This window comes from Janthinobacterium leeuwenhoeki (assembly GCF_051380795.1).
Lineage (GTDB): Bacteria > Pseudomonadota > Gammaproteobacteria > Burkholderiales > Burkholderiaceae_D > Janthinobacterium.
Genome location: NZ_JBNYXT010000002.1, coordinates 281,397 through 304,170, shown reverse-complemented (window position 1 = coordinate 304,170; position 22,774 = coordinate 281,397). Strand labels below are relative to the sequence as shown.

22 protein-coding genes, 1 tRNA gene and 1 pseudogene are annotated in these 22,774 nt (G+C 62.7%); 14 read left to right on the top strand and 10 right to left on the bottom strand.

The window, feature by feature from the left end; genetic code table 11:
* The first annotated feature begins 172 nt into the window (after positions 1–172).
* Positions 173–249: transfer RNA gene (locus tag ACQ4WS_RS03315), tRNA-Arg, on the top strand.
* 55 nt (positions 250–304) lie between these two features.
* Here ACQ4WS_RS03315 and ACQ4WS_RS03310 read toward each other — a convergent pair.
* On the bottom strand, positions 305–1,180 hold the full coding sequence (locus tag ACQ4WS_RS03310; RefSeq protein WP_436473624.1) for a helix-turn-helix domain-containing protein: 876 nt from the start codon (positions 1,178–1,180) through the stop codon (positions 305–307).
* A 115-nt stretch (positions 1,181–1,295) separates the two neighbouring features.
* Here ACQ4WS_RS03310 and ACQ4WS_RS03305 point away from each other — a divergent pair, with 115 nt between their 5' ends.
* A complete protein-coding gene (locus ACQ4WS_RS03305) occupies positions 1,296–2,255 on the top strand; it encodes a phytanoyl-CoA dioxygenase family protein (RefSeq protein WP_436473622.1) in 960 nt (319 codons plus the stop codon).
* Between the two features lie 94 nt (positions 2,256–2,349).
* A complete protein-coding gene (locus ACQ4WS_RS03300) occupies positions 2,350–3,495 on the top strand; it encodes an alpha-hydroxy acid oxidase (RefSeq protein WP_436473620.1) in 1,146 nt (381 codons plus the stop codon).
* 30 nt (positions 3,496–3,525) lie between these two features.
* Here the strand turns inward: ACQ4WS_RS03300 and gspK are convergent, their stop codons facing one another.
* The 3 genes from gspK to ACQ4WS_RS03285 form a co-directional block, all read right to left on the bottom strand.
* The gene (gene gspK / locus ACQ4WS_RS03295) at positions 3,526–4,425 is read right to left on the bottom strand and encodes a type II secretion system minor pseudopilin GspK (protein WP_436473618.1); all 900 of its coding nucleotides are present in this window, start codon (positions 4,423–4,425) and stop codon (positions 3,526–3,528) included.
* A 50-nt stretch (positions 4,426–4,475) separates the two neighbouring features.
* Positions 4,476–5,093, bottom strand: coding sequence for a PulJ/GspJ family protein (locus tag ACQ4WS_RS03290; RefSeq protein ID WP_436473616.1), 618 nt, complete (start codon positions 5,091–5,093; stop codon positions 4,476–4,478).
* A 166-nt stretch (positions 5,094–5,259) separates the two neighbouring features.
* A complete protein-coding gene (locus tag ACQ4WS_RS03285) occupies positions 5,260–6,876 on the bottom strand; it encodes a glycosyl hydrolase family 18 protein (RefSeq protein ID WP_436473614.1) in 1,617 nt (538 codons plus the stop codon).
* A 378-nt stretch (positions 6,877–7,254) separates the two neighbouring features.
* Here ACQ4WS_RS03285 and ACQ4WS_RS03280 point away from each other — a divergent pair.
* Positions 7,255–7,413 (top strand): annotated as a pseudogene (locus ACQ4WS_RS03280) (alpha-hydroxy-acid oxidizing protein); the annotation flags it as partial.
* Here the strand turns inward: ACQ4WS_RS03280 and ACQ4WS_RS03275 are convergent.
* The 3 genes from ACQ4WS_RS03275 to ACQ4WS_RS03265 all read right to left on the bottom strand — a co-directional run bounded on the left by ACQ4WS_RS03275 (position 7,410) and on the right by ACQ4WS_RS03265 (position 9,561).
* Positions 7,410–7,916 carry a P-loop nucleotide/nucleoside kinase family protein gene (locus ACQ4WS_RS03275; RefSeq protein ID WP_436473612.1) on the bottom strand — a complete coding sequence of 169 codons (507 nt, stop codon included), beginning with the start codon at positions 7,914–7,916 and terminating at the stop codon, positions 7,410–7,412. The pseudogene ACQ4WS_RS03280 and the gene ACQ4WS_RS03275 sit on opposite strands and share 4 nt — an antisense overlap.
* A 185-nt stretch (positions 7,917–8,101) precedes the next feature.
* Complete coding sequence (locus ACQ4WS_RS03270) at positions 8,102–8,752, bottom strand: hypothetical protein (protein ID WP_436473611.1); 651 nt, start codon at positions 8,750–8,752, stop codon at positions 8,102–8,104.
* 41 nt (positions 8,753–8,793) lie between these two features.
* On the bottom strand, positions 8,794–9,561 hold the full coding sequence (locus ACQ4WS_RS03265; RefSeq protein ID WP_436473609.1) for a CPBP family intramembrane glutamic endopeptidase: 768 nt from the start codon (positions 9,559–9,561) through the stop codon (positions 8,794–8,796).
* 180 nt (positions 9,562–9,741) lie between these two features.
* On the opposite strand from ACQ4WS_RS03265, the gene ACQ4WS_RS03260 reads away from it, so the two are divergent.
* The 6 genes from ACQ4WS_RS03260 (at position 9,742) to ACQ4WS_RS03235 (ending at position 14,386) form a co-directional block, all read left to right on the top strand.
* Positions 9,742–10,305 (top strand): GNAT family N-acetyltransferase, encoded by a 564-nt coding sequence (locus ACQ4WS_RS03260; protein ID WP_436473607.1) that lies wholly within the window; start codon positions 9,742–9,744, stop codon positions 10,303–10,305.
* A gap of 104 nt (positions 10,306–10,409) precedes the next feature.
* Positions 10,410–10,949, top strand: coding sequence for a GNAT family N-acetyltransferase (locus tag ACQ4WS_RS03255; protein WP_436473606.1), 540 nt, complete (start codon positions 10,410–10,412; stop codon positions 10,947–10,949).
* Complete coding sequence (locus tag ACQ4WS_RS03250) at positions 10,946–11,656, top strand: response regulator transcription factor (protein WP_436473604.1); 711 nt, start codon at positions 10,946–10,948, stop codon at positions 11,654–11,656. The genes ACQ4WS_RS03255 and ACQ4WS_RS03250 overlap by 4 nt, the downstream gene beginning before the upstream one ends.
* The gene (locus ACQ4WS_RS03245; protein WP_436473602.1) at positions 11,653–12,873 is read left to right on the top strand and encodes a sensor histidine kinase; all 1,221 of its coding nucleotides are present in this window, start codon (positions 11,653–11,655) and stop codon (positions 12,871–12,873) included. The genes ACQ4WS_RS03250 and ACQ4WS_RS03245 overlap by 4 nt, the downstream gene beginning before the upstream one ends.
* Before the next feature lie 75 nt (positions 12,874–12,948).
* Complete coding sequence (locus ACQ4WS_RS03240; RefSeq protein WP_436473600.1) at positions 12,949–13,821, top strand: extracellular catalytic domain type 1 short-chain-length polyhydroxyalkanoate depolymerase; 873 nt, start codon at positions 12,949–12,951, stop codon at positions 13,819–13,821.
* Between the two features lie 61 nt (positions 13,822–13,882).
* The gene (locus ACQ4WS_RS03235) at positions 13,883–14,386 is read left to right on the top strand and encodes a DUF1993 family protein (RefSeq protein WP_436473598.1); all 504 of its coding nucleotides are present in this window, start codon (positions 13,883–13,885) and stop codon (positions 14,384–14,386) included.
* Between the two features lie 3 nt (positions 14,387–14,389).
* Here ACQ4WS_RS03235 and ACQ4WS_RS03230 read toward each other — a convergent pair whose 3' ends face one another.
* The 3 genes from ACQ4WS_RS03230 to ACQ4WS_RS03220 are packed head-to-tail and all read right to left on the bottom strand — an operon-like array spanning position 14,390 to position 16,781.
* Positions 14,390–14,848 (bottom strand): hypothetical protein, encoded by a 459-nt coding sequence (locus ACQ4WS_RS03230; protein ID WP_436473596.1) that lies wholly within the window; start codon positions 14,846–14,848, stop codon positions 14,390–14,392.
* Positions 14,845–15,822 (bottom strand): D-2-hydroxyacid dehydrogenase, encoded by a 978-nt coding sequence (locus ACQ4WS_RS03225; protein ID WP_436473595.1) that lies wholly within the window; start codon positions 15,820–15,822, stop codon positions 14,845–14,847. The genes ACQ4WS_RS03230 and ACQ4WS_RS03225 overlap by 4 nt, the downstream gene beginning before the upstream one ends.
* Positions 15,819–16,781, bottom strand: a complete 963-nt coding sequence (locus ACQ4WS_RS03220; RefSeq protein WP_436473594.1) for a LysR family transcriptional regulator — start codon at positions 16,779–16,781, stop codon at positions 15,819–15,821. The genes ACQ4WS_RS03225 and ACQ4WS_RS03220 overlap by 4 nt, the downstream gene beginning before the upstream one ends.
* A 144-nt stretch (positions 16,782–16,925) precedes the next feature.
* On the opposite strand from ACQ4WS_RS03220, the gene ACQ4WS_RS03215 reads away from it, so the two are divergent.
* The 4 genes from ACQ4WS_RS03215 (at position 16,926) to ACQ4WS_RS03200 (ending at position 22,733) form a co-directional block, all read left to right on the top strand.
* Positions 16,926–17,138 carry a hypothetical protein gene (locus ACQ4WS_RS03215; protein WP_436473592.1) on the top strand — a complete coding sequence of 71 codons (213 nt, stop codon included), beginning with the start codon at positions 16,926–16,928 and terminating at the stop codon, positions 17,136–17,138.
* Positions 17,135–17,995 (top strand): alpha/beta hydrolase, encoded by an 861-nt coding sequence (locus tag ACQ4WS_RS03210; RefSeq protein ID WP_436473590.1) that lies wholly within the window; start codon positions 17,135–17,137, stop codon positions 17,993–17,995. Before ACQ4WS_RS03215 ends, ACQ4WS_RS03210 begins: the two co-directional genes overlap by 4 nt.
* Before the next feature lie 281 nt (positions 17,996–18,276).
* Entirely contained in the window at positions 18,277–19,530 is a 1,254-nt protein-coding gene (locus ACQ4WS_RS03205; protein ID WP_436473588.1) for an efflux RND transporter periplasmic adaptor subunit, read from the top strand.
* Positions 19,531–19,532: 2 nt separating this feature from the next.
* Positions 19,533–22,733 (top strand): efflux RND transporter permease subunit, encoded by a 3,201-nt coding sequence (locus tag ACQ4WS_RS03200; protein WP_436473586.1) that lies wholly within the window; start codon positions 19,533–19,535, stop codon positions 22,731–22,733.
* Positions 22,734–22,774: the final 41 nt, after the last annotated feature.

Here is a 22,774-nt window from a genome sequence, read left to right as displayed (position 1 = left end):
CTGGGATCTCAGCACTTCCTTGTCGCTCATCTGCGTCACCATGATTTCGTGCCCGTTTATCCCAAAAGGGGACATTACTACTTTGCACGAAGGGGACATTACTACTTTGGGCTAACACGCCCACACGGCGCCCTTTGCCATTCTGCAAAGCCCTGCTATAATCTTGTCTTAGGCGGCTGTAGCTCAGCTGGATAGAGTACTTGGCTACGAACCAAGGGGTCGTGGGTTCAATTCCTGCCAGCCGCACCAGAATATCGGGGGTCAGATTGTAAAATCTGATCCCCTTTTTCGTTTCCGAATGGATTTACCCTGCGCCTGTGGCGCCGCGCCGGTATTGCAGGCGAAACGCGCGCGGCGTGACGTGCCTGGCGGCGCGGAACTGGCGGTTGAAATGCGCCAGGTTGCGGTAGCCCGCCTCTTGCGCGATGATGGCGATGGCGAGATCGCTTTCGATCAGCTGTTGGCAGGCGCGGCCGATGCGCAGCCGCGCCAGATACGCGCCCGGCGTGCAATGCGCGTGGCGCTTGAAGCAGCGGTGAAAGGCCCCCAGCGACAGGGCCGCCCGCTGCGCCAGCGTTTCCAGTGCAATCTCTTCGCGGAAATGCGCGTGCATGAAGTCAAACACGATTGCCATGCGCTTTTGCTGCCCATCGGCATGTATCGGCGCCAGCGCTTCCGAGGCCAGCGGCTGCGCGCCCTCGTCGCCAGCCAGTTCCAGCAGCACGTCGAGCAGCAGCGGCAGGCGCTGTGCCACCGGCAGGGCATTCAGTTGCAGCAGTTTGGCCGCGCTGCGCGCGCTCGCTGCCGGCGAGAAATGCAGGGCCGGGCCGGCGCGGGCCGCCAGTTGCCGCACGCCGCGCAATTCTGGAAAGCAGGCCGCCAGCTGCTCCACCCATTCGAGGGAAAACCATACGACGACGGCCAGCATCGGCTGCGCGCTGTCGATGCGCTCGCTGGCCGACCAGGTATGCGGCAAATTCGGCCCCAGCAGCACCAGGTCGCCCGGCTCGAAATCGCCCATATGGTCGCCGATGTAGCGCTGCCCCCGTGCATTGACGGTGAGGGTCAGCTCGAATTGCGGGTGGTAGTGCCAGAGGAAGGGAATGGTGTCGAGTTCGCGCCACAGCAAGCCGCAGGAGTGGCCCGTGGGGATCGTGACTTGTTCAAATAAAGGCGTCATTATGACGTTTTGAGGTGGTGGATAGTCAGGATAGTATCAGTATTGGTTGCTGCGCACGCATTTTACGCGGCACTGCCGAAGCACAATTTGTCTCACACCAACACAGGAGACAGCGATGCAAGAAGACCGATACCAATACGGCGAAGACCGTCCCGGCAACCCGTCCGTGGCCTACACGGAACAGACCCAGTTACGCGACATACAAAAACAGCTGCCCCTGCGCGTGCTGTCCGACAGCGATTTTTTGCACTGGCAAACCTATGGTTACGTCATCGTCAAGGATGTCGTGTCACCCGAGCAAGTGCGGCGCACGACCGATTTCCTGTGGCAATTCCAGGGACTCGACCAGCATGACCCCGCCACCTGGAACCAGGACCAGCTGCGCGACCACGCCATGAAGGAACTCAACGGCTCCGGCATGGTCGAGGCCTATCACAACCAGACCCTGTGGGATAACCGCCAGACGCAGCGCGTGTATGACGCCTTCGTCGACATCTGGGACCGTGTAGACCTGTGGGTGACCATCGACCGCGCCAACTTGAACACGCCGAACAATGGCAAGCGCAAGTTTGGCGGCTTCATCCACTGGGATGCGGACACCACGCTCGACCCGCTGCCCGTCAACGTGCAAGGCGTGCTGGCCCTGTCCGATACCTCGCCCGAGAGCGGCGGTTTTCAATGCTATCCAGAATTGTTCAACAATTTGCTTGAGTGGCGCAAGACGGTGCCGGCGGACCGCAACCCGTGGCAGCCGGACCTGGCGACGGTGCCGTATCCGATGGAATTCATCGCCATGAAGAAAGGCGAGTTGTTGATATTCAACAGCTTGCTGGCGCACGGCATCCGCCCGAACACGTCCACCGACCAGGTGCGCCTGGCGCAATACATTTCCTTTACGCCCGCGCAGGAAGACAATGCCAGCCTGCGCGACTGGCGCGTGCAAAGCTGGCGCGAGCGCAGCGCGCCGCAGGGTTATGCCTTCCCCGGCGACCCCGAGGAAAAGGAAAAGCTGCGCTATCCGCAAGCGTGTTTGACGGCGCTGGGCGAGCAGATCCTCGGCGCGCGCGACTGGTAAGTGTGGCGCCAGGGCCGGTGGCATTGCCTGTCGGATAGACAATTGCCGGCAAATGCACGATCATGGTTCGACTTGCCATCGACCGAGGAAACGCATGAGTATCATCACCTGCATCGAAGACTTGCGCGTGCTGGCCCAGAAACGGGTGCCGCGCATGTTTTACGACTACGCCGATTCCGGTTCCTGGACGGAATCGACGTATCGCGCCAACAACAGCGATTTCGCCAGGATCAAATTCCGCCAGCGCGTGGCCGTCAACCTGGAAAACCGCAGCCTGGCCTCGACCATGGTCGGACAGGTGGTTTCCATGCCGGTGGCCCTGTCGCCCACGGGCTTGACGGGCATGCAACATGCGAATGGCGAAATCCTCGCGGCCCAGGCGGCTGAGCGCTTCGGCGTGCCATTCACCCTGTCGACCATGAGCATTTGCTCGATCGAGGATGTGGCAGCGAACACGACTAAGCCGTTCTGGTTCCAGCTGTACGTGATGAAGGACCGCGAATTCATCAACCGCCTGATCGACCGCGCCAAGGCGGCCAAATGCGGCGCGCTCGTACTGACCCTGGACTTGCAGGTGCTGGGCCAGCGCCACAAGGATTTGCGCAACGGCCTGTCGGCGCCGCCGAAACTGACGATTCCGAATATCCTCAACATAGCCACCAAGCCGCGCTGGGTGGCGGGCATGCTGGGCACGAAACGGCGCGGCTTCGGCAACATCGTCGGCCACGCCACGTCTGTCTCGGACATGTCGTCGCTGTCGGCCTGGACGCAGCAGCAGTTTGACCTGAGCCTGTCGTGGGCCGACGTGGAATGGATCAAGCAGCGCTGGGGTGGCAAGCTCATCATCAAGGGCATCATGGACCCGGAAGACGCGCGCCTGGCCGTCAACAGCGGCGCCGACGCGCTGATCGTCTCGAACCACGGCGGGCGCCAGCTCGACGGCGCGCAATCGTCGATCGAAGCCTTGCCCGCCATCGTCGACGCCGTGGGCAGCCAGATCGAAGTGCACATGGACGGCGGCATCCGCTCGGGTCAGGATGTGCTCAAGGCCGTGGCACTGGGCGCGAAAGGCGTGTACATCGGCCGCCCGTTTTTATATGGCCTGGGCGCCATGGGCGGCCCCGGCGTCACCAAATGCCTGGACATCATCCGCAATGAACTCGATTTGACGATGGCCTTTTGCGGCTTGCGCGACTTGCAGCATGTGGACAAGAAAATCTTGCTGCCGGGGACGTTTTAATCTTGCCCGCGCCCTGCGCTCGCTGGCAGCTTATTCCTGATGCGTCCACACGACGCTGGTGGTGGGTGCAGCGCTGCGCTGGCGATGAATCAAGGCCGTTGCGTCGAGCGCGCTGCGGCCCACGCGCACCGCGCCTTGCAGCAGAAAGTAATCGCTTCTGATATCGATGCGCAGCTCTTCGGGTAAACGTTGGCCGTGCAGCGCCGCGTTGAATTCGTCCATCGTTCTAAAATAGGCGTGTTGCCGGCGCGCCGCCAGCTGGCGTCCCTCTGGCATGGAAAGATGGAGTGTGGCCGCCAGCACTTCCGGCGCCGCCGTATTGACATTCACTGCCGTCGGATGCGGTAGCAGCACCGCGTATTCACTCAGCAGCAGCACTATCTGCTGCGTGTAGCCAGCAATGCCGAGTAGCTCATCCATCCGCTTCAATGCAGGGCGGTTTGCGCCTGTCGCGCCTGCCTCGTCTTGCCGGGTATCGGCGATGGCGAGGGCAGTGGGCAAGGCCAGGCCCGGATCCAGGCGCAGATTGGCCAGCAGGCGTTCGAAAACGCGTATTGCAGCGGGATCGGGTGTGCGCAGCGTGGCAAGGTTGCTCAAGTTGTAACGCGACTGGGCGTCTATCATGCGGCTGCCGATGTGCGCTTGCGAGCGCTCGCCTGCGGCAAGTTCATGCTCGACATACTGATCCAGCCGGATGTCCGGCATCGGTGCATTCCATGCTCCGTCGAGTGTTGTGTATGCCGGACTGCTTGCGCCGTCCTGGCGCAGAATCAGTTGCGCCGAGTCCAGGCTTGCCTGCCATATCCATTGCGTCTGTACGCGTTGGCGCTGGTTTTCCATGCCTCGCACCTGCACCTGCTGCATCCAGAACAGGCTTGTGACGGCGGTGACGGCCAGGGTGGTCAGCAGCAGTGCCGTAATGATCGCCACCCCTCGCTGAGCCTGGCCATGCCGACAGTAGCGCCCCGCGCGCCCGGGCATCAGTGCGCCTCCAGCAGGAACAGGTGGGTCAGCGTTCCGGCAGGGCTGCCGGAGCCCAGCTGAACCTGCAGCGCCGCAGGGTCTGGCTGCGGCGCATGCACTATCCGTCGAGTGCGCAGCCTGAGCGGTGCGCCAGGGTTTCCGCCTGCTTGCCAGCCGCTGCCATTGCGCCACAGACTGAGTTCAAAGCTGCCCCCGTGGGTGAGCAGCGTCACGCCGTCGAAATGGTCCTGGCCTTGGAGTGTGGCTTGCCAGGCAGCCGCCAGTACCTTGAGATCGCTGCCGGCAGGCGAGGTATGGCGCCGCAGTACGCCTTCTTCGTTGCGGTAGACGACGATTTGCAGTTGATCGCTGTGCCCCTCAAGGGCCACGCTACGCAGCAGGGCAAGTTGCCCGTTGGCCGTGGATAGGGTGGCTTGCCCGTTGAAGTCGGCGCTGCGCACCAGGTGACGGCAATCGACCTCGATCTGCGCGAACGCCAGTTGCGCGCTGCGCGACTGCTGCAGTTGCTCATGCAGCGTCGCGCGTGCGCGCAGGATGCCATCGAGCGCGCGCCATCCGAGGACGCTCATCAGTGTCAGCAGCAGCACGGCCACCATCATCTCGACCAGTGACATGCCGCGTGCAAGGGCAGTGCGCTTCACGCCGGCCCTTGCCGCTGCGTGCGCACGAAACTGGCTGAAGCTGAACAAAAATGCAGGGCGAAAGATGTTTGCATAAGGAATAGACTAGCCCCTCCCAGCGCACTATTGCTGGCGCCGGGAGGGGTAATGCATCAGCGACTTATTTGCCGAAGACTTTGACCTCTTTGAACGAACCGCTCCACGACGAAGGACCGGCGCGTCCCGATACCCGCACGCCAACCACGCCGCTGATGGCCTTGCCGCTGAAGGTGTAGGCAACGCTGCTGGCGGAAGCATTGTTCGGATAGGTAGGAGTGACGCTCCAGCCCGATTCTACCCAGGTGCTGCCGTTCAGCGTGTACTGCAGGCTCAGGCCCGACTCGAAATAGCCGTTGCCGTAGCTGTCCAGCGCGCCATTCACGAACACTGCCGACGTTACGCTTTTTGCGGACGAGAACATCACGCCAGCGGCTTGCCATTTTTGCGCGCCCCCTTCGCCGTTGTTGTTCAACATCAAGGTGGTGCTGAGGTTGCCGTCGTTCACCGCCGGCGCAAGCGCGCTATTGGTGTTGGCGGTGGCGCTGGCATTGGCATTCCAGATATAACCCTTGCCGGCCACGGCGATGTTGCCGTCCGGACTCTCGGGTGGGGCAGGCGGTTGCACGCCCAAGCCGGCCGAGACTGCGCCCCAGAAGGCGGCATCTTCATAACCCATCGCCCAGATGCTGGTGCCGCCCAGTTTGTAGGTATTGACCAACGCGGTTTTGGCGGTGATGCTTTGCACGTCGTCGTACCAGAGGACTGGCTGCTTCGTGCTATTGTTCCATTCGACGCCGCTGGCTTGCTGCTTGACTGTGCCCCAAGCCGCATACGGGGTGGCTGCGGCGCTGTCGCGCGATGGCTTGGCGGTGGGGTGGGCGTTCAGGATGTCGTTATAGCCAAGTACGCCATTCGATCCTTTCCAGTACGAGATCTTGCCGGTGCTGTAGTCGTAGCCGTAGGTCGGCAAGCCTTGCAAGACCTTGTTGGCCGGTACGCGCGACACAGCATAGCTCAGCTTGGCGTTCATCCAGTCCAGTCCCGCTTGCGGACCGGGCCAGGTGCCCGAGCTCGACGACGACCAGCCCGGGCCTGCCTCATCGTAGGTCATCACCTGGAAGTAGTCGACCGCCGCGCCGAGCGCCTTGTAGTCGTAGCCGGCCATATACGAAGGCGCACCGTCGCCGCTCATGGGCGGAACACTGATGATCAGCTTCTTGCCTTTGGCATGCAGGGCGTTCGACAGCGCGGCAATGAAGGTCGACATGTGCGCCTTCATGGACGGCTGCACCGCTTCCAGATCGATGTTGATGCCGGCGTAGTTCCCGTTGATCGTCAGGCTGAGCAGATTGGCGATGGCGTTCGTGCGATTTGCCTCGCTGCTGAGTATGGTGTCGCTGACCACGCGGTCGAATTCAGATTTCTCGTTGCTCCAGTCGGACACCGTGGGATACACCGGCAGCCGTTTTTCGTTGGCAAAGCGGACGATATCATCATTGGTCGTATTTTTGCCTTCGTCGAGGACGCTGCCGTTTGCCTTCAGGGCATAGCGCGAACCCAGGCCGACCGCGTCGAGGTTGGTATAAAAGTTGCGCAGGTTGCTGAAGGACTGGGGATTCTGCCCGTCTGTATAGGCCAGCACGAATGGCTTGGCCATGGCGCTGGCGCTCAGGCCCGCGGTGGCCAAGGCGATGACGATGCTGCGCAGTGCGGTCGAAACGGGTTTTTTAAGGTTCAAAGTACAGTACTCCCAGATGAAGAAAGGTTGAAAAGAAGGCGAATTTGCCGCCCCCCCCCCGGCACACCACCGTTCTGTGCTTTCTCTGCTGGATGACGGAAAAATGGCAGAGCGCATCACCCGCCCTCAGCCAGGCTGCGCGGGGGCGCCGAGGGGGGCCCAGGCTGGCGTTGCAGGCAGGGCAGAAACGGCGCCGGTATTCTATATGGAGAGTCATTATTTCCATAGCGCAATTTTTTCATGTTGCTGTGCTCGCTGCCTTTGCCTGCCTGCCAGTCTGCCAGTCTGCTTGCCGCCGTTCTGCGCGCGGGAGTGTACACGGTGCAGAGATGCCCGGCGCATGTCCATGCTGCTGACTGATAGGGTAGATGGCTGTTCGGCCGTCCCTTTCTGTACGGACTTGGCGCCATGGATGGCCAGGGCGTCACCAACTGCCGCGACATCATCCGCAACGAACTGGACTTGGCGATGGCGTTTTGCGGCTTGCGCAACTTGCAAGCTGTTGACAAAAAAATCTTGCTGCCGGGCACGTTTTAAGTGGCAATCCGCAAGATATCAAAGCCTTCCGACGCTTGGGGCGGCACGAAGTGGCGGGTGATGTCATCAAATTGCGCCTCGCTGGTGGAGAACGGATGCAGTCCGCTTGCATTGCGCTGGCGCAAGCGCGCCTTGCATTCGTCGTCCGGCACGTCCAGGTAATGCAGCACGTGCGGCGTGCCAGCCTGCTGGAACAGGTCGCGCATCCAGGCGCGGCTGGCGGGCGTATTCGCGGGAAAATCCAGTACGACGGACACGCCCGCTTGCAGCATCTGCAAGCACAAAGGAGCGATGGCTGTGCGCAGCCGCGCCGCGCAAGCCACGTAGTCGGCCAGGCTGGCGATCTGGCCCGGATACAGCTGTGCCAGCAAGTTGTCTTCGCTGATGCGCACGGTCTGCGGCGCGCTGGCCAGCCGGGTGGTCAGGGTGGATTTTCCGGAAGCAATCTTGCCGCATACGAGGTGCAGGGTGGGGGTAACGGTGATGCTGGAAGTAGGATACATGGTCGCTCGCTCAGGTGGGGGAAACAAAGCCTGCGAGACGCCAGATGAAGCCAAGCCGCCTTGCAGGCGGCTTGGTCTATGTCATTCCTGCCTGGCCACCATGCGACGAATGGTGGCAATAATCGATGACAGGGGCGGGAATGGCGATGGCATGGTTGAACCATGCCATGCGATGGCTCGCGCTGTCAAGCCTGCTCGATGCGGTTCCATGGCTCGCGGAAAGTGGCCGCATCGAGCGGCCGCGCATGCGGGTCGTCGGGCTGGAACAGGCCGCCGATCAGCATATCCTGGATGGCGCCCGTGAAACCGCCGTACGCGGCGCGGCCCCACTGGCGCCGCGTATGGGCGAAGACGACGGCGTCTTGCTGCGCAGCCAGTTGTGCCAGGCATAGTCGCAAGGTGGCGGCCGCTTCCGGGCCCATGTCCGTGGCGATGGCGCACACCAGGCGCTGGCCGAATTGCAGGGGCTTGCCTGCCCGTCCCAGCAGCGATTCATTGGCCAGGGCGAGGAACAGGTCGGGCGCCTGGTCGTCCTTTTCGCAGAGGGTCCAGGTGGGCGCCCACGTTTCCAGGCTCATGAAGCGGGCTTCGCGTGTTTCCGGCGTGTGCGTCCACTTCGCGTGCGACTTGTCGTCCCAGCCCAGGCGGCCAAAGGGAATCGGCTTGCCCTTGGGATTGTATTGATGGCTGCGTACGCCGGCCTTGCCCCGCGCTTGCGCCATGAGGCTATCGAGGCTGGCGGCAAACGGCGTCCATTGCGCTGCATCCCACAGTGGCACCGCATCGGGTGCGGCCAGCAGCAGGAATACTTCGTAATCACGTGAAAAAAACGCCATGCTGATTCCTTGGCAAAGGGATTAATAATATTGTAGCAATATTATAGTTGCAGTTGCGACATGGCGGCGCGCTGGCTGGGGCGTAGCAGGTAGACGCCGTACAGGCACAAGGGCAGCACGGCCAGCAGGGCGATAGTCGGCAGGATGGACGCGCCGTCTTCGGCCGGGTTCGGCAAGGTGGCCGTTACCAGCGCATAGTCCCACAGTCCATGCACGAGTACCATAGGCCAGATGGAGCGGGTGCGCAGGCGGATGGCCGCATAGCCGACGCCTTGCAGGGTGGCGGCCACGGCTTGCCACAAGGCGCCGCTGACATCGCCCGTGGCCAGGCCGTTGGCCGTATGGGCCAGGCCGAACAGCGCCGATGACATCAAGACGGCGGGCCAGACGGCGTAGCGGTCCAGCATGCCTTGGAGCAAAATGGCGCGGAACATCAATTCTTCCGAAATGGCCACCAGTGCCGCATTGCAAGCGACGATCAGCAGCACGCGGGGTTGCGGCCAGCCGCCGGCCCAGGCCAGCAACAGCATCAGCAGCGCATACAGCAGCGGTGGCCAGACCAGCCACGTGGTTTTCCATGGCTGCGGCGCACACAGGCCCGCCGCGCGGGGCCGGCTTGAGGCCAGCAGCAGCGCCAGCGCGAACAGTGCGGCCAGCGCCCACGACAGGCCGATACGGCCGGTGACGGCGGCGCCCGGCAAGGCGTAGCCGGCGGATTCCAGCCAGCGGCCGCCCAGGCTCAAGCCCAGCCAGACGGCCAGTGCGCCGACGGCGAGCGGCATGGTGAGGTGGATTTTAGGGATGGACATGGTTGGCTTCGGAGGTGGTTGCGTCGCTGACTGCGTACATAAGCGGCGCATGAAGTTGCATCAATGATATGGCGAAAAATATTGCCATGGTACATTAAAAGCACCGTCACAAAATTGCCACATCGTTATAGTTGCATGGAATAATAAGCATTCGTCCGTTTGCCGCCAGACTGGAGCGCCATGACCTACAGCAAGACCATCACCACTCAACGATTGATCCTGCGCAAGCCGCAAGCATCGGATGAGGCGGCGCAATTCGCCATGCATGCCGACCCCGAAGTGATGCGCTATTTCAGCGAACCACCATGGACCGATGCCAGCCGCGCCGCGCGCCAGATTGCCGAGGACATCGCCGCTTTCGAAAAAGAGGAGTTTTTCCGCTTCGCCATCGAGCTGAAGGCGACGGGCGAATACCTGGGCAGCTGCAGCCTGTTTTCCGAGCACCGCCAGAACCGCCGCGCCGAGATCGGCTACGCGCTGGGCCGTCCGTACTGGGGCAACGGTTATATGCACGAAGCGCTGTCGGCGCTGATCGAGTACGCGTTTGTCGAGCGCGACCTGAACCGCCTGGAAGCCGATATCGACCCGCTCAATGCCGGTTCGGCCAGTGCCCTGGAACGCCAGGGGTTCAACAAGGAAGGTTTTCTGCCGGAACGCTGGATCGTGGCCGGCCACGTCAGCGACTCGGCCCTGTACGGCTTGCTGCGCCGCGAGTGGGAAGCACGGCGCAAGGGCGCCGCGTGAGCGGGCAAGCTATCGACGCGTTCCAGCGCTGGCTGGCTGCCGATGATTTTCATGCTTGGCTGGCCGATGGCTGCCCCGTCGACTGAGCATTGCAGGAGCGAACGATGAAACCACCTGACTTGCCCAGTTGCACCCATCCGCTGGTGACATTTCGCCACCTGGAACGTAGCGACGCGCCCGCCTGGTATGCGTATTTGGCCGATCCCGCCGTTGTGGAGCACACGAGCTGGAACTTGCGTTGCATCGACGATCTGCAGGCCAATTTCGATGACTATGCATCGGCACAACCATCGTCGTCCATCCGCCTGGCCGTCGTGCTGCGCGAGGGTGGCCAACTGGTGGGCACGATCGGCTTCAATGCCATTTTCCCGCAGCACCGCACGGCGGAAATTGCCTATGACCTGGCACCCGCTGTCTGGGGGCAGGGCGTGGCCACGTCCATCGCCGCATCGGTCGTAGACTGGGGTTTCCGGCGCCTTGGCTTCCTGCGCATCCAGGCGACTGTGCTGGAAAGCAATGCACGTTCGATCCGCGTGCTCGAACGCTGCGCTTTCGAGCGGGAAGGCTATCTGCGCTGTTACCGGCAAGTCCGCGGAAGATCCGGCAACTTCTGGCTATACGCGCGCATTGCCGGCGTGCGATGAATAAACTTCCTTTGAGCATCCTGCTGGTGGAAGACCACTTGGCCATCGCGCGCCAGGTGCTCGATTTCCTCGACGGCTTGGGCTGGCAGACGGACCATGCGGGCACGGGCGCGCTGGCGGTGCAATTGGCGACGCGCAATAGCTACGACGTGGTGTTGCTGGACCTGAACTTGCCCGACATGGATGGTTTGCGAGTGTGCCGCGCCATCAAGGCGGCCGCGCTCAGCAATGTGCCGATTTTGATGCTGACGGCGCGCGACGCGTACGAAGACAAGGCACGGGGCTTTCGCGATGGCGCCGACGACTATTTGACCAAGCCGTTCGACCTGCGCGAGGTGGCCTTGCGCTGTGAAGCGCTGGCGCGCCGGCAGCAACTGCACGTGCACCAGGAAATGCGCGTGGGTCCCTTCACCTTGCAGACGCGCGCAGGGCGCGCCCTGCTCGGCGATGTACCCCTGCCGCTGACGCAGACGGGCTTTAAAATCTTGCTGCTGCTGTGCCGCGAGCATCCGCATGCCGTCTCGCGCTCGGCCTTGCTGCAGCAACTGTGGGGCAGCCAGCCGCCCGACAGCGACGCCCTCAAATCGCACATCTATGCGCTGCGCAAGCAGCTGGAACTGGTTGGCGGGACTGGCGCCGCAGGCGTGCTGGTGACCATACCGCAGCTGGGCTACCGGCTGGCCTTCGACTCTGCGGCGCCCCCATGAGCAAGTCGATCCGCCGCAGCCTGTTCGCGGCCCTGGCCGGCTTCACCGTTCTGCTGTGCCTGTGCTACACGGGCCTGGCGCTGGTGATCGCCTACGTGACGGAAGACATGCTGGTGCAGCGCCTGCTCGAGCGCGAAGCGGCGGCCGTCAGCATGCGCTGGCAGCAGCACGGCAAGCTTACGCCCTCCGGCAGCGACCTCATCACGGTTTATGGCAGTTACCTTGACTTGCCTCAAGCGGTGCGCGCGCAAGTGCCGCCGTCTGCCCCGCGCGGCGAAGTGTTTACCACGACAGGCCAGCACTATCACGTGCTGGCGCTCGATGTCGTTGCCGGTGGCAAGCCGGCCCGCTGCTATCTGCTGGCCGACGTGGCGCCCGTGCTGGTGGTCTCGCGCCTGGCGCGGGAAGTGGGTGGTGTCGTGGCTGGCGTGGCGCTGGCGCTGATCGCCCTGGCCTTGCTGCTGGCGTACTGGCTGGCGCGGCGCCTCGTGCTGCCCTTGCAGCGCCTGGCCCAGGAAGCGCGTCAGCTGGTGCCCGGCAGCACTGTCCATTTCAGCGAACGCGACCGCCCCGACGAGATCGGTTTCCTGGCGCGCCGCCTGGAAACCACCTTTGCCGAACTGCAGGCGGTGTTGCAGCGCGAACAGGCATTTACCCGTGACGTCAGCCATGAATTGCGCACGCCGCTGACCTTGATGCACAACACCCTGGCGCTGGCGTATGCGCAGCCCCTGGGTGGGCAGGAGCAGGCGCAGCTGCGGCAATCCACGGACGAGATGCGCGCCACCATCGACGTGCTGTTCGCGCTGGCACGGGCCGAGCAGTTACCCGGTGAAGTGGTGGAGTTGCGCGGCTGCATCGAGCAATGCCTGCTGCGCCTGCTGGACGAACATCGCTGGGATGCCAGCCTGCTGAACCTGGACTTGCCCGAGCGGCTGGAGGTGGCCGGCAACGGGCAGCTGGTCATGTTGCTCATCAATAATTGCCTGGCGAATGCCCTGTTCCATGGCGGGCCTGATTGCCGCGTCAGCATTGCGTTTGCGCAAGGCCACCTGAACATCGTCAATACCGTGCAGGCGGGGCAGCCACGGCGCATCCACGGTTTCGCGCATGGCCAGAACCTGCTGCTGCGCCTGGCCCAGGCCATGCGCTGGGAGATTGTTTTCCACCCCGGCGCGACGCAGTACCGTGTCGCCATCGTTCCGGCCCAGGCGTAATAAAGTCACCGGATTTCACCGCGATTTCACCTGCCCCTGCTTATGCTGGCGGCTCTTTTACTTGAAGGGAAGCCCATGAAAATCGCCATCAGCCTGTTCATTCTGTCCTGCCTGCGCTCGCCCGTGCTGGCCCAGGTGCAATCGCTACAGCACAAGGAAGACAAGCGCCGCTACATCGTCTACACGCCCGCCGCCTACGCCAGCGCGCCGCAGCAAGCTTTTCCCGTCGTCTTCAATTTCCATGGCGGCGGCATGAGCATGGCGGAACATATGCTGTACACGCAGATGAACAAGACGGCTGAGCGGCATCAGTTCATCGTTGTGTATCCGCAAGGTATCAAGCAGGACTGGAACGTGGGTTTCGGCATGGATTACCTGGCGGGCACGGACGATGTCGGCTTTACGCAAGCCATGTTGAGTAAACTCAAACAGGATTACCGCATCGACGACAAGCGCGTGTACGCCACGGGCCTGTCGCGCGGCGGTTTCTTTGTCTTGCGCCTGGCGGCCGAGCTGCCACAGCAGTTCGCCGCCGTCGCTTCGGTGGGGGCGCCCATGCCGGAACCGGTGCTGCAGCAGCATAAAAAGACAGACAAGGTCGGCATGCTATTGATACAGGGCACGGCCGACAAGGTCGTGCTGCATGAAGGCAAGGCCGCCAGCTATCTGTCGGCAGAAGCCACGTTCGATTACTGGCGCCGGCACAACGGCATCGCAGGCGCCACGCCGCAGCCGCGCCTGCTCCCTGGCCCCGCTGGCGACACCACGCAAGTGAGCTGGCTGGAGCAGGATGGCGGTGCCAGCGTGGCCTTGCTCACGGTCAAGGAGGGCGGCCACACCTGGCCCGGTGCCGATGCTTTCAATATCGGCCTGCCCATCGGCAAGACCACGCGCGCCATCGATGCGAATGAGGTCATTTGGGAGTTTTTCAGCAAGCACCGGCGTTAACGCTATGGGGGATGCAGGTGCTTGTGGCACACTCTTGTCAGATTGAATCTTGCACAAGGAAATGATGAACAGCCACCCCGTCGCCATCTTTTGCCGCTCCCTGGCGCAGCTGTCCGCCATGCTCGACAAGACCGGCACTGCGCCGCACATGCTGGCGGCGCGGCTGCACCCGGACATGCTGCCATTCGCCCAGCAGGTGCGCGCGGCCGTGAGCTTTTCCCTGCGCGGCTGCTGCCCGCTGGCGGGGCTGGCAGTGGCCGATTTCAGCACCGCCGCCAGCCTGCAGGAACAGATCGCGCAGACCATGCGCTACCTCAAGGCGATTCCTGTAGAGCGCTTTGACGGGCCGCCCGGACGCATCTGCCGCGACCGCGCCGGCTTTGCCGACATCGCGCTGCCGGCCGACGAATATTTGAACTTCTACATCCTGCCGAATTTCTACTTTCACTTCAGCATGGCGTATGCGATCGCGCGCAGCGGCGGAGCGGCCATCGGCAAGGGCGATTTCGACGGCTATCATGCGTATGCGCCGGGGTTTTCCTTCGAGCGGCCTGCCGCGCCGTAGTTCCTACAGTCCCGCATCCTTCCACGATGCCAGTCCCAACCGCTTCAGCAGCCGGCCCGACAGTCCGCAACTCCAGCAACTCATCTGGATGTGCCGCTGCCGTGCGGGCGCCGCCGCATGCCAGGCTTGCCCGGCATAATCGAGCAGGGCGTCGCTGAGGGCAGAGGCGTCGGCCACGGGCGGCAGGCGCGCCATCAGTTCGAACACGCCGTGCGGTGCTTCCTTGATCTGCAGCAAGCTCGCCAGCAGGGCGCGCAGCACGGCGCCGTCGATGTTGCTACTCGCTTGCGTGAAACGCTGCTGCCAGCACAGGCTACGCGCCTGCCACAGTCCCAGCAGCGCGGCCACGTCGGCCGTCCGCAGTTGCCCGATCAGCTCGTCCGCCTCGTGAAACAGGTCGAGACGGTCGTATTCCCCGTCGTCGCTGCACAGCAATTCATCGAGTTCCTGCAAGACGTTCATGCCACCACGTTCGTGGGCGCACCCCGTTCGAACGCTTCCACGTTGCCGATCAGGATATCGGCCAGCTTTTGCATGGCTTCACCGCTGGCCCAGGCCGTATGCGGGGTGAGGATGAAGTTGGGCAGGCGCAAATTTAAAAGTGGGTTGTCCGGCAGCGGTGGTTCCTTGGATAACACGTCGAAACCGGCGCCGGCGATCACGCCGTTTTTCAATGCCTCGGCCAGCGCCGCTTCATCGACGAGGCCGCCCCGCGCCGTGTTGATCAACAACGACGTCGCTTGCATGCGCGCCAGTTCCTTGGCGCCAAGGATATTGCGCGTCTTGTCCGTCAGGGGCAGGTGCAGGCTGAGCACGTCGGACGTGGCCAGCAGCTCGTCGAAGCTCACTTGCGTCACGCCGTCTTCGGCGATGGGAGAACGGTTGTGCACGATGACGTGCATGCCGAAGGCGCGTCCCAGCTGGGCCACGGACTTGCCCAGCGCGCCGTAACCGAGCAAACCCAGGCGGCTGCCGGCCAGGTCGCGGATCGGGTGGCCGAACAGGCAGAAGCGCTCCGATGCTTGCCACAGTCCCGCTTCCACATCCGCGCGGTAGGCGACCAGCTGGCGGCGCAGGGCCAGCATCAGGGCCAAGGTATGCTCGGGCACGGTGGCGCGCGCATAGTCGCGGATATTCGCCACGACGATGCCCCGTTCGCGGCAGGCGGCCAGGTCGAGAATATCCGTGCCGGTGGCGGCCACGGCGATCATCTGGAGCTTGGGCAGCTGCGCCAGTTCAGCCGCGCGCAGCGGCACCTTGTTCGTGATGGCGATCGTGGCGCCTTGCAGGCGGGACACCGTCTGTTCACTGCCCTTGGTGTGCGCATGCTCTTCCCAGCTGTGGGCGAAGGTGGGCGGGCGCACGCTGGCGATCAGGCTGTCGCGGTCGAGAAAGACGATGCGGTGGGGGTGCGGCGATATGCTTGCTGCGGTCATGGCTGGGCCTCGGTCAGGGTGGCGCGCGCACTTGGAGGGCTGCTCTTGCCCTTGAGTTGCGTGGCCGGGTGGTTGCTAAACATGTCGGCGACCCATTCGACAAACACGCGCACCTTGGCGGACAAATGGCGGTTGGGCGGATAGATTACGTGGATGGGCAACGGGTCGCATTCCCATTCGCCGAGCAATTCCACCATTTTGCCCTGTTCTAGCAGCGGCGCAAGCATGAAATGTGTCATTTGCACGATGCCCAGGCCCGCCAGGCCGGCTGCCGTGTAGGCGTTCGAGTCGTTCAGGGCGATATGGCTGGGTATGGCGATCTGGATACGCTCGCCGGCGCGCGTGAAATCCCAATCAAACGTCTTGCCTGTCTTGGCGGAGAAAAAATTCACGCCCCGGTGCTGTGGCAAGTCGTTCGGATGCAGCGGCGTGCCGTGCCGCGACAGGTAGCCGGGCGAGGCGCACGTCATGAAGTGCAGCACGCCGACCCGGCGCGCGATCAGGTTCAGGTCGCCCAATTCGCCGCCGCGCACGGCGCAGTCGACGCCTTCCTCGATCAGGTCGACGGGGCGGTCGCTGCAGCCCAGTTCCAGCGAGATGTCAGGGTAGCGGGCAAAAAAATCGGGCAGGGCGGGGATGATCAGTTCGCTGGCCAGGGCCGTGGGGGCGTCCACGCGCAGCCGCCCGCTGGGGCTCAAGCGCGTACGCGATAACGATTCCTCGGCCTCGCGCACGTCCGACAGGATGCGCACGCAGCGCTCGTAATAGGCGGCGCCGTCGGAGGTGATGCTGACGTGGCGTGTGGTGCGGTTAAGCAATTTAACCGACAGGCTCGCTTCCAGCGACTGGATCAGGGTCGACACGGTGGCTTTCGGCAGCTGCATGTTTTCCGCCGCGCGCGTAAAGCCGCCCGCATCGACGACTTGGATGAAAACTTCCATGGCTTGCAGCTTGTTCACTTGATTTCCTATCACTTTATGCGTGATTATTCAGAATCCTGAACAATCAATTCGCCATTGCACTCTTTATCAGATTGTAGATCAAGTCTATAGTTGTTGTACTGCAGCATAAGTGATGCCGCAGGAAGTACAACAGGAGAGATCATGGGTCATCGGAATGGAAACTTTGCAGTACCCGCGTTGGTTGCGGTTGCGCTCGCTCTGGCCGCGATGGTATCGACGGATGCATACTCGTTGGCGGCGCAAAGCGAAGCCAGTGCGTATAGCGCCCTGACCCATGAAGTGGGCGGCGTCGCCCTGTTTTGCCTGAACGATGCGGTACGCGATGTTGCGGTGCAGCCGGTGGTGGCGCAATGAGCGTTGCCGACACCGCGGCCGAACTGGCGCCTGGCCAGGCGCTGAAGATACGCGACATCCAGGTGCAGGGCGCGCAAGATGCGCTCGCCGCGCGCGTCTACACGGCCGGCGTGCCGGGCGCCAAGCAATCGAGCCTGATCGTCTTCTTCCATGGCGGCGGTTTTGTCGCCGGCGATCTGGACGACGCGGACGACTTCCTGCGCTGCCTCGTACTGAGCAATCCCGACCACGTGGTGCTGGCCGCGAACTACACGCTGGCGAAGGTGCGGCCATTCCCCGCCGCCGTGGAAGACGCGCATGCCGTACTGCTGTGGGCAAAAAAGAACAAGTCCAAGCTGGGCTGGACGGGCAAGCAGATGGTGGTGTCGGGCATCGAAGCGGGCGCCAACCTCGCTGCCGTATGCGCCATGATGTCGCGCGACCGGGGCGGACCGCCCCTCGCGGGCCAGGTGCTGATCATGCCCATGCTTGACCCCGGCCTGTCGACCTGTTCGATGCGCCACCTGCCGACCTGTCCTGACCTGGCGGAAGTGGCCGATCAATGCGCCGCCGCCTACCGTGGCTACCTGCCGAATGCCGCTGACCGTACCCATCCGTACGCGTCGCCATTGCAGTCCAGCCGCCTGAAGAACCTGCCGCCGGCGCTCATTCTGTCCAGCGAAGATGACCCATTGCGCGACGAAGCTGAACAATACGGCAGCAAATTGATCGCCTGCGGCATCAAGACCACCGTGCGGCGCATGGCTGCCGCGCCGCTGCAAGACGCGACCGCCCGCAATGAGTGCGCCTGCAAGGTGCAGGTATTGGGTGAAATCGCCAGCTTTGTCGCGGGACTGGGGCAGGAGCCCGAGTCATGACGCCGCCATCTGCGACTCCGCGAAAAAACTTACACTAACCAGTTTACTTTCTGATTTTTGGTTGCTACACTACGCAGTGTAGTTCCATTCTTGCCTGAGTTGTGCGCTCGCACAGCCAGCTTCGTCGTCCCCGTCCGCTGTTAAACAGCTGGCGGTTTGCTTATCTTTGATCGAGCGCCGTCGGGCACCATGGCACCACCATACGCTGCAGTTTCCACTTTTAGCTGGGTTGCTTCCTGCCGCCCATACCATTAGAAATTTTCATAAAACAGGTAAATAAAATGAAAAACGTTCAAGAATTTTCCACCTTGGGTACCTTACTCAAGCCCCTGGCTGCCTCGCTCGCGCTGGCGGGACTGGTGGCCGTGAGTCTGGCCGGTTGCGATACGGCCAACAGCAAGGTGCCTGACGCGCCAGCGGCCGGTGGCCCGCCCATCTCGGCCGCCGCCGTCATTGAAAAACAGATCACGGAAACACAGGAATTCTCGGGCCGCCTGGAAGCGATCGAGCGCGTGGAAATCCGCTCGCGCGTCGGCGGCTTCATCACCGCCGTCAATTTCAAGCCGGGCAGCGAAGTGAAAAAGGGCGATGTGTTGTTCGTCATCGATCCACGTCCATTCCAGGCCGAAGTGTCGCGCGCCGAAGGCACGGCCGCTTCCGCCCGCGCCAAGGCGGAACTGGCCAAGCTGGAACTGTCGCGCGCTGAAAAGCTGCTGGCTGAAAAAGCCATCGCCCAGCGCGAATTCGATGAAAAGGCCTCGGGCTTGAAAGAGCTGGACGCCAACGCCCGCTCGGCGCAAGCCGCGTATGAAGCGGCCAAGCTGAACCTGTCGTACACGCAGGTGCAGGCGCCGATCAGCGGCCGTGCCAGCAAGGCGGAAATCACCGTCGGCAACCTGATCGACGCTTCCGCCATTCTGACCTCGGTGGTCTCGACGGACCGCATCTACGCCAGCTTCGACGGCGATGAAGATACGTATCTGCGTGTGGCCGGCACGGCGCAAAAGGGCACGCCCGTCACCGTCAAGGTGGGCCTGGCCAACGAAACGGGCTTCCCGCACGAAGGCAAGCTGGAATTCGTCGACAACCAGCTCGATCCGGCCACGGGCAGCGTGCGCATGCGCGCCACCTTCGCCAACACCGAGCGCCAGCTGGTGCCGGGCCTGTTCGCGCGCATCTTGCTCGATGGCGGCAACGGCCCGCAAGCGCAAAGCACGGCGCTGTTGATCAGCGACCGCGCCGTCGGCACGGATCAAAGCCGCAAATATGTGTACGTGGTGGGCTTGGATAACAAGGCCGAATACCGCGCCGTCAAGCTGGGCCCGACCTCGGACGGCTTGCGCGTGGTGCGCGAAGGCTTGAAGGCGGGTGAAAAGATCGTCGTCAACGGCTTGCAGCGCGTGCGCCCCGGCGCGCCCGTGACGCCGCAGATGGTGGCCATGGATTTCGACCCGAGCGCACCGGTCGCCCCCGCAAAACCTGAAGTAAAAGACGCCAAGATCGCCGCCAAAGCAGCATCGACTTCCAAGGAATAAACATGAATTTTTCCCGCTTTTTCATCGACAAGCCGATTTTCGCGGCGGTGCTGTCGATCGTCATATTCGTGGCCGGGCTGCTGTCGATATTCGGCCTGCCCATCTCCGAATATCCCGACGTCGTGCCGCCATCCGTGGTGGTGCGCGCGCAGTACCCGGGCGCCAACCCGAAAGTGATCGCCGAAACCGTGGCCGCGCCGCTCGAAGAGCAGATCAACGGCGTCGAGAACATGCTCTACATGTCCTCGCAAAACACGTCCGATGGTTCGATGATGCTGACCGTGACCTTCAAGATCGGCACCAACGTCGAGCAGGCCGAGACGCAGGTGCAGAACCGCGTGCAGCGCGCCTTGCCGCGCCTGCCCGAGGAAGTGCGCCAGATCGGCGTGACGACCGTCAAGTCCTCGCCCAACCTGACCATGGTGGTGCACCTGGTTTCGCCAAACAAGCGCTATGACGACATGTACCTGCGTAACTACGCGGTGCTGAACGTCAAGGATCAACTGGCCCGCTTGCCCGGCATGGGCGACATCCAGATCTTCGGCGCGGGCGACTATGCCATGCGCATCTGGCTCGATCCGCAAAAGGTAGCGGCGCGCGGCATGACGGCCAATGACGTCGTCGACGCCATCCGCGAGCAGAACGTGCAGGTAGCCGCTGGCGTGATCGGCGCCTCGCCAGCGAAGAACTCGGACTTCCAGCTGACCGTCAACACCCAGGGCCGTCTGCAGACGCCCGAGGAATTTGGCGCAATCATCGTGCGCACCAATGCCGACGGCGCCGTGACGCACCTCAAAGACGTGGCGCGCGTGGAAATGGGCGCCAACAGCTACTCGCTGCGTTCGCTGCTGAACAATGATCCGGCCGTCGGCATGGGTATTTTCGAGGCGCCCAACGCCAACGCGCTGCAACTGTCTTCCGACGTGCGCGCCAAGATGGACGAACTGAAAAAAGACTTCCCGCAAGGCGTGGAATACCGCATCGAGTACGACCCCACGCAGTTCGTGCGTTCGTCCATCGAAGCCGTGATCCATACACTGCTCGAAGCGATTGCCCTGGTGGTGCTGGTGGTAATCATCTTCCTGCAAACCTGGCGCGCCTCCATCATTCCGCTGCTGGCCGTTCCCGTGTCGATTGTCGGTACTTTTGCCGTGATGCTGGGCTTTGGCTTCTCGATCAACACCCTGTCGCTGTTCGGCCTTGTGCTGGCCATCGGTATCGTCGTCGATGACGCCATCGTGGTGGTGGAAAACGTCGAGCGCAACATCGAGGAAGGCTTGTCGCCGCGCGACGCCACCATCCAGGCCATGAAAGAGGTGAGCGGTCCTATCGTTGCCATCGCCCTGGTGCTGTGCGCCGTGTTCGTGCCGATCGCCTTCGTGCCCGGCCTGTCGGGCGAGTTCTACCGCCAGTTCGCGCTGACCATCGCCATTTCGACCGTGATCTCCGCATTCAGCTCGCTGACCCTGGCGCCAGCCCTTTCGGCCGCACTCTTGAGGCCGCACGACGCGCCGAAAGACGCGCTGACGCGCGGCATGGACATGGTCTTCGGCCGCTTCTTCGCCTGGTTCAACCGCTTCTTCGGCCGCGCTTCGCACCGCTATGAAGCGGGCGTGAAAGGTGTATTGGGCCGCAAGAGTGCCTCGCTGGGCGTGTATGCACTGCTGGTCGTTGCCGCCATCTTCACCTTCAAGTCCGTGCCGGCCGGCTTCGTGCCAGCGCAGGACAAGCAATACCTGGTGGGCTTTGCGCAATTGCCCGATGCCGCCTCGCTGGACCGCACGGAAGATGTCGTGCGCCGCATGTCCGACGTCATCAAGTCGGTGCCCGGCGTCGAATCGACGATTGCCTTCCCCGGCCTGTCGATCAATGACTTTACCAATGCGCCGAACGCCGGCATCGTCTTCGCCACCCTGAAGCCGTTCGACCAGCGTACCAGCAAGGAATTGTCGGGCGGCGCCATCGCGGCCGAGATCAACAAGCGCCTGGGCGGCATCCAGGACGCCTTCATCATGGTCTTCCCGCCACCGCCCGTCAATGGCCTGGGCACCATTGGCGGCTTCAAGATGATGATCGAAGACCGCGGCAACCTCGGTTACGATGCGCTGTACAACGCTACCCAGGCACTGGCTGCCAAGGCGTACCAGACGCCGGAGCTGGCGGGCGTGTTCTCGGGCTACCAGATCAACGTGCCGCAGCTGTTCGCCGACGTCGACCGCGTGAAAGCCAAGCAGATGGGCGTGCAGCTGCAAACGATTTACCAGACCTTGCAGATCAACCTCGGTTCGCTGTACGTGAATGACTTCAATCAGTTTGGCCGCACCTACCAGGTGCGCGTGCAAGCCGATGCCGAATTCCGCTCGCATGCCCAGGATATCGCGCAGCTGAAGGTGCGCAATAACAAGGGTGAAATGATCCCGCTGTCGTCGTTGATGCGCGTCAAGGATAGTTATGGTCCGGACCGCGTGCAGCGCTACAACGCGTATGCCGCAGCCGACTTCAATGGCGGCGCAGCCCCTGGCGTTTCGAGCGGCCAGGCGCAAGCGGCGCTGGAACGCATCGCCAAGGAAGTGCTGCCGCAGGGGATTTCGTATGAATGGACGGAGCTGACCTATCAGGACATCTTGTCCGGCAATACGATGATCTATGTCTTCCCGCTGTGCGTGCTGCTGGTGTTCCTGGTGCTGGCCGCCCAGTACGAAAGCTGGACCTTGCCGCTGGCCGTGATCTTGATCGTGCCGATGTCGATTCTCTGCGCGCTTCTTGGCGTGAAGCTGACCGGCGGCGACAACAACGTGTTTACCCAGATCGCGCTATTCGTGCTGGTGGGGCTGGCGTCGAAGAATGCGATTCTGATCGTGGAATTTGCCCGCGAACTGGAAGAGCATGGCCGCAGCGTCGTGCAAGCGGCGCTGGAAGCGTGCCGTCTGCGCCTGCGTCCGATTTTGATGACGTCGATCGCCTTCATCATGGGCGTGGTGCCCCTCGTGTTCTCGAATGGCGCCGGTTCGGAAATGCGCCATGCCATGGGTGTGGCGGTATTCGCCGGCATGCTGGGCGTGACCTTCTTCGGCCTGTTCCTGACGCCCGTGTTCTACGTACTGCTGCGCACCCTGGCGCAGCGTTTTGAGAAAAAACCAGCCGCCACTGCCGCCAAGCCTGTCTCCGCGCCAGTGCTGGATCTGGAAGGAGATATATATTGAAAACCAAGGAAATCATCTGGCGCGTCAAGCCTGTGCTGACC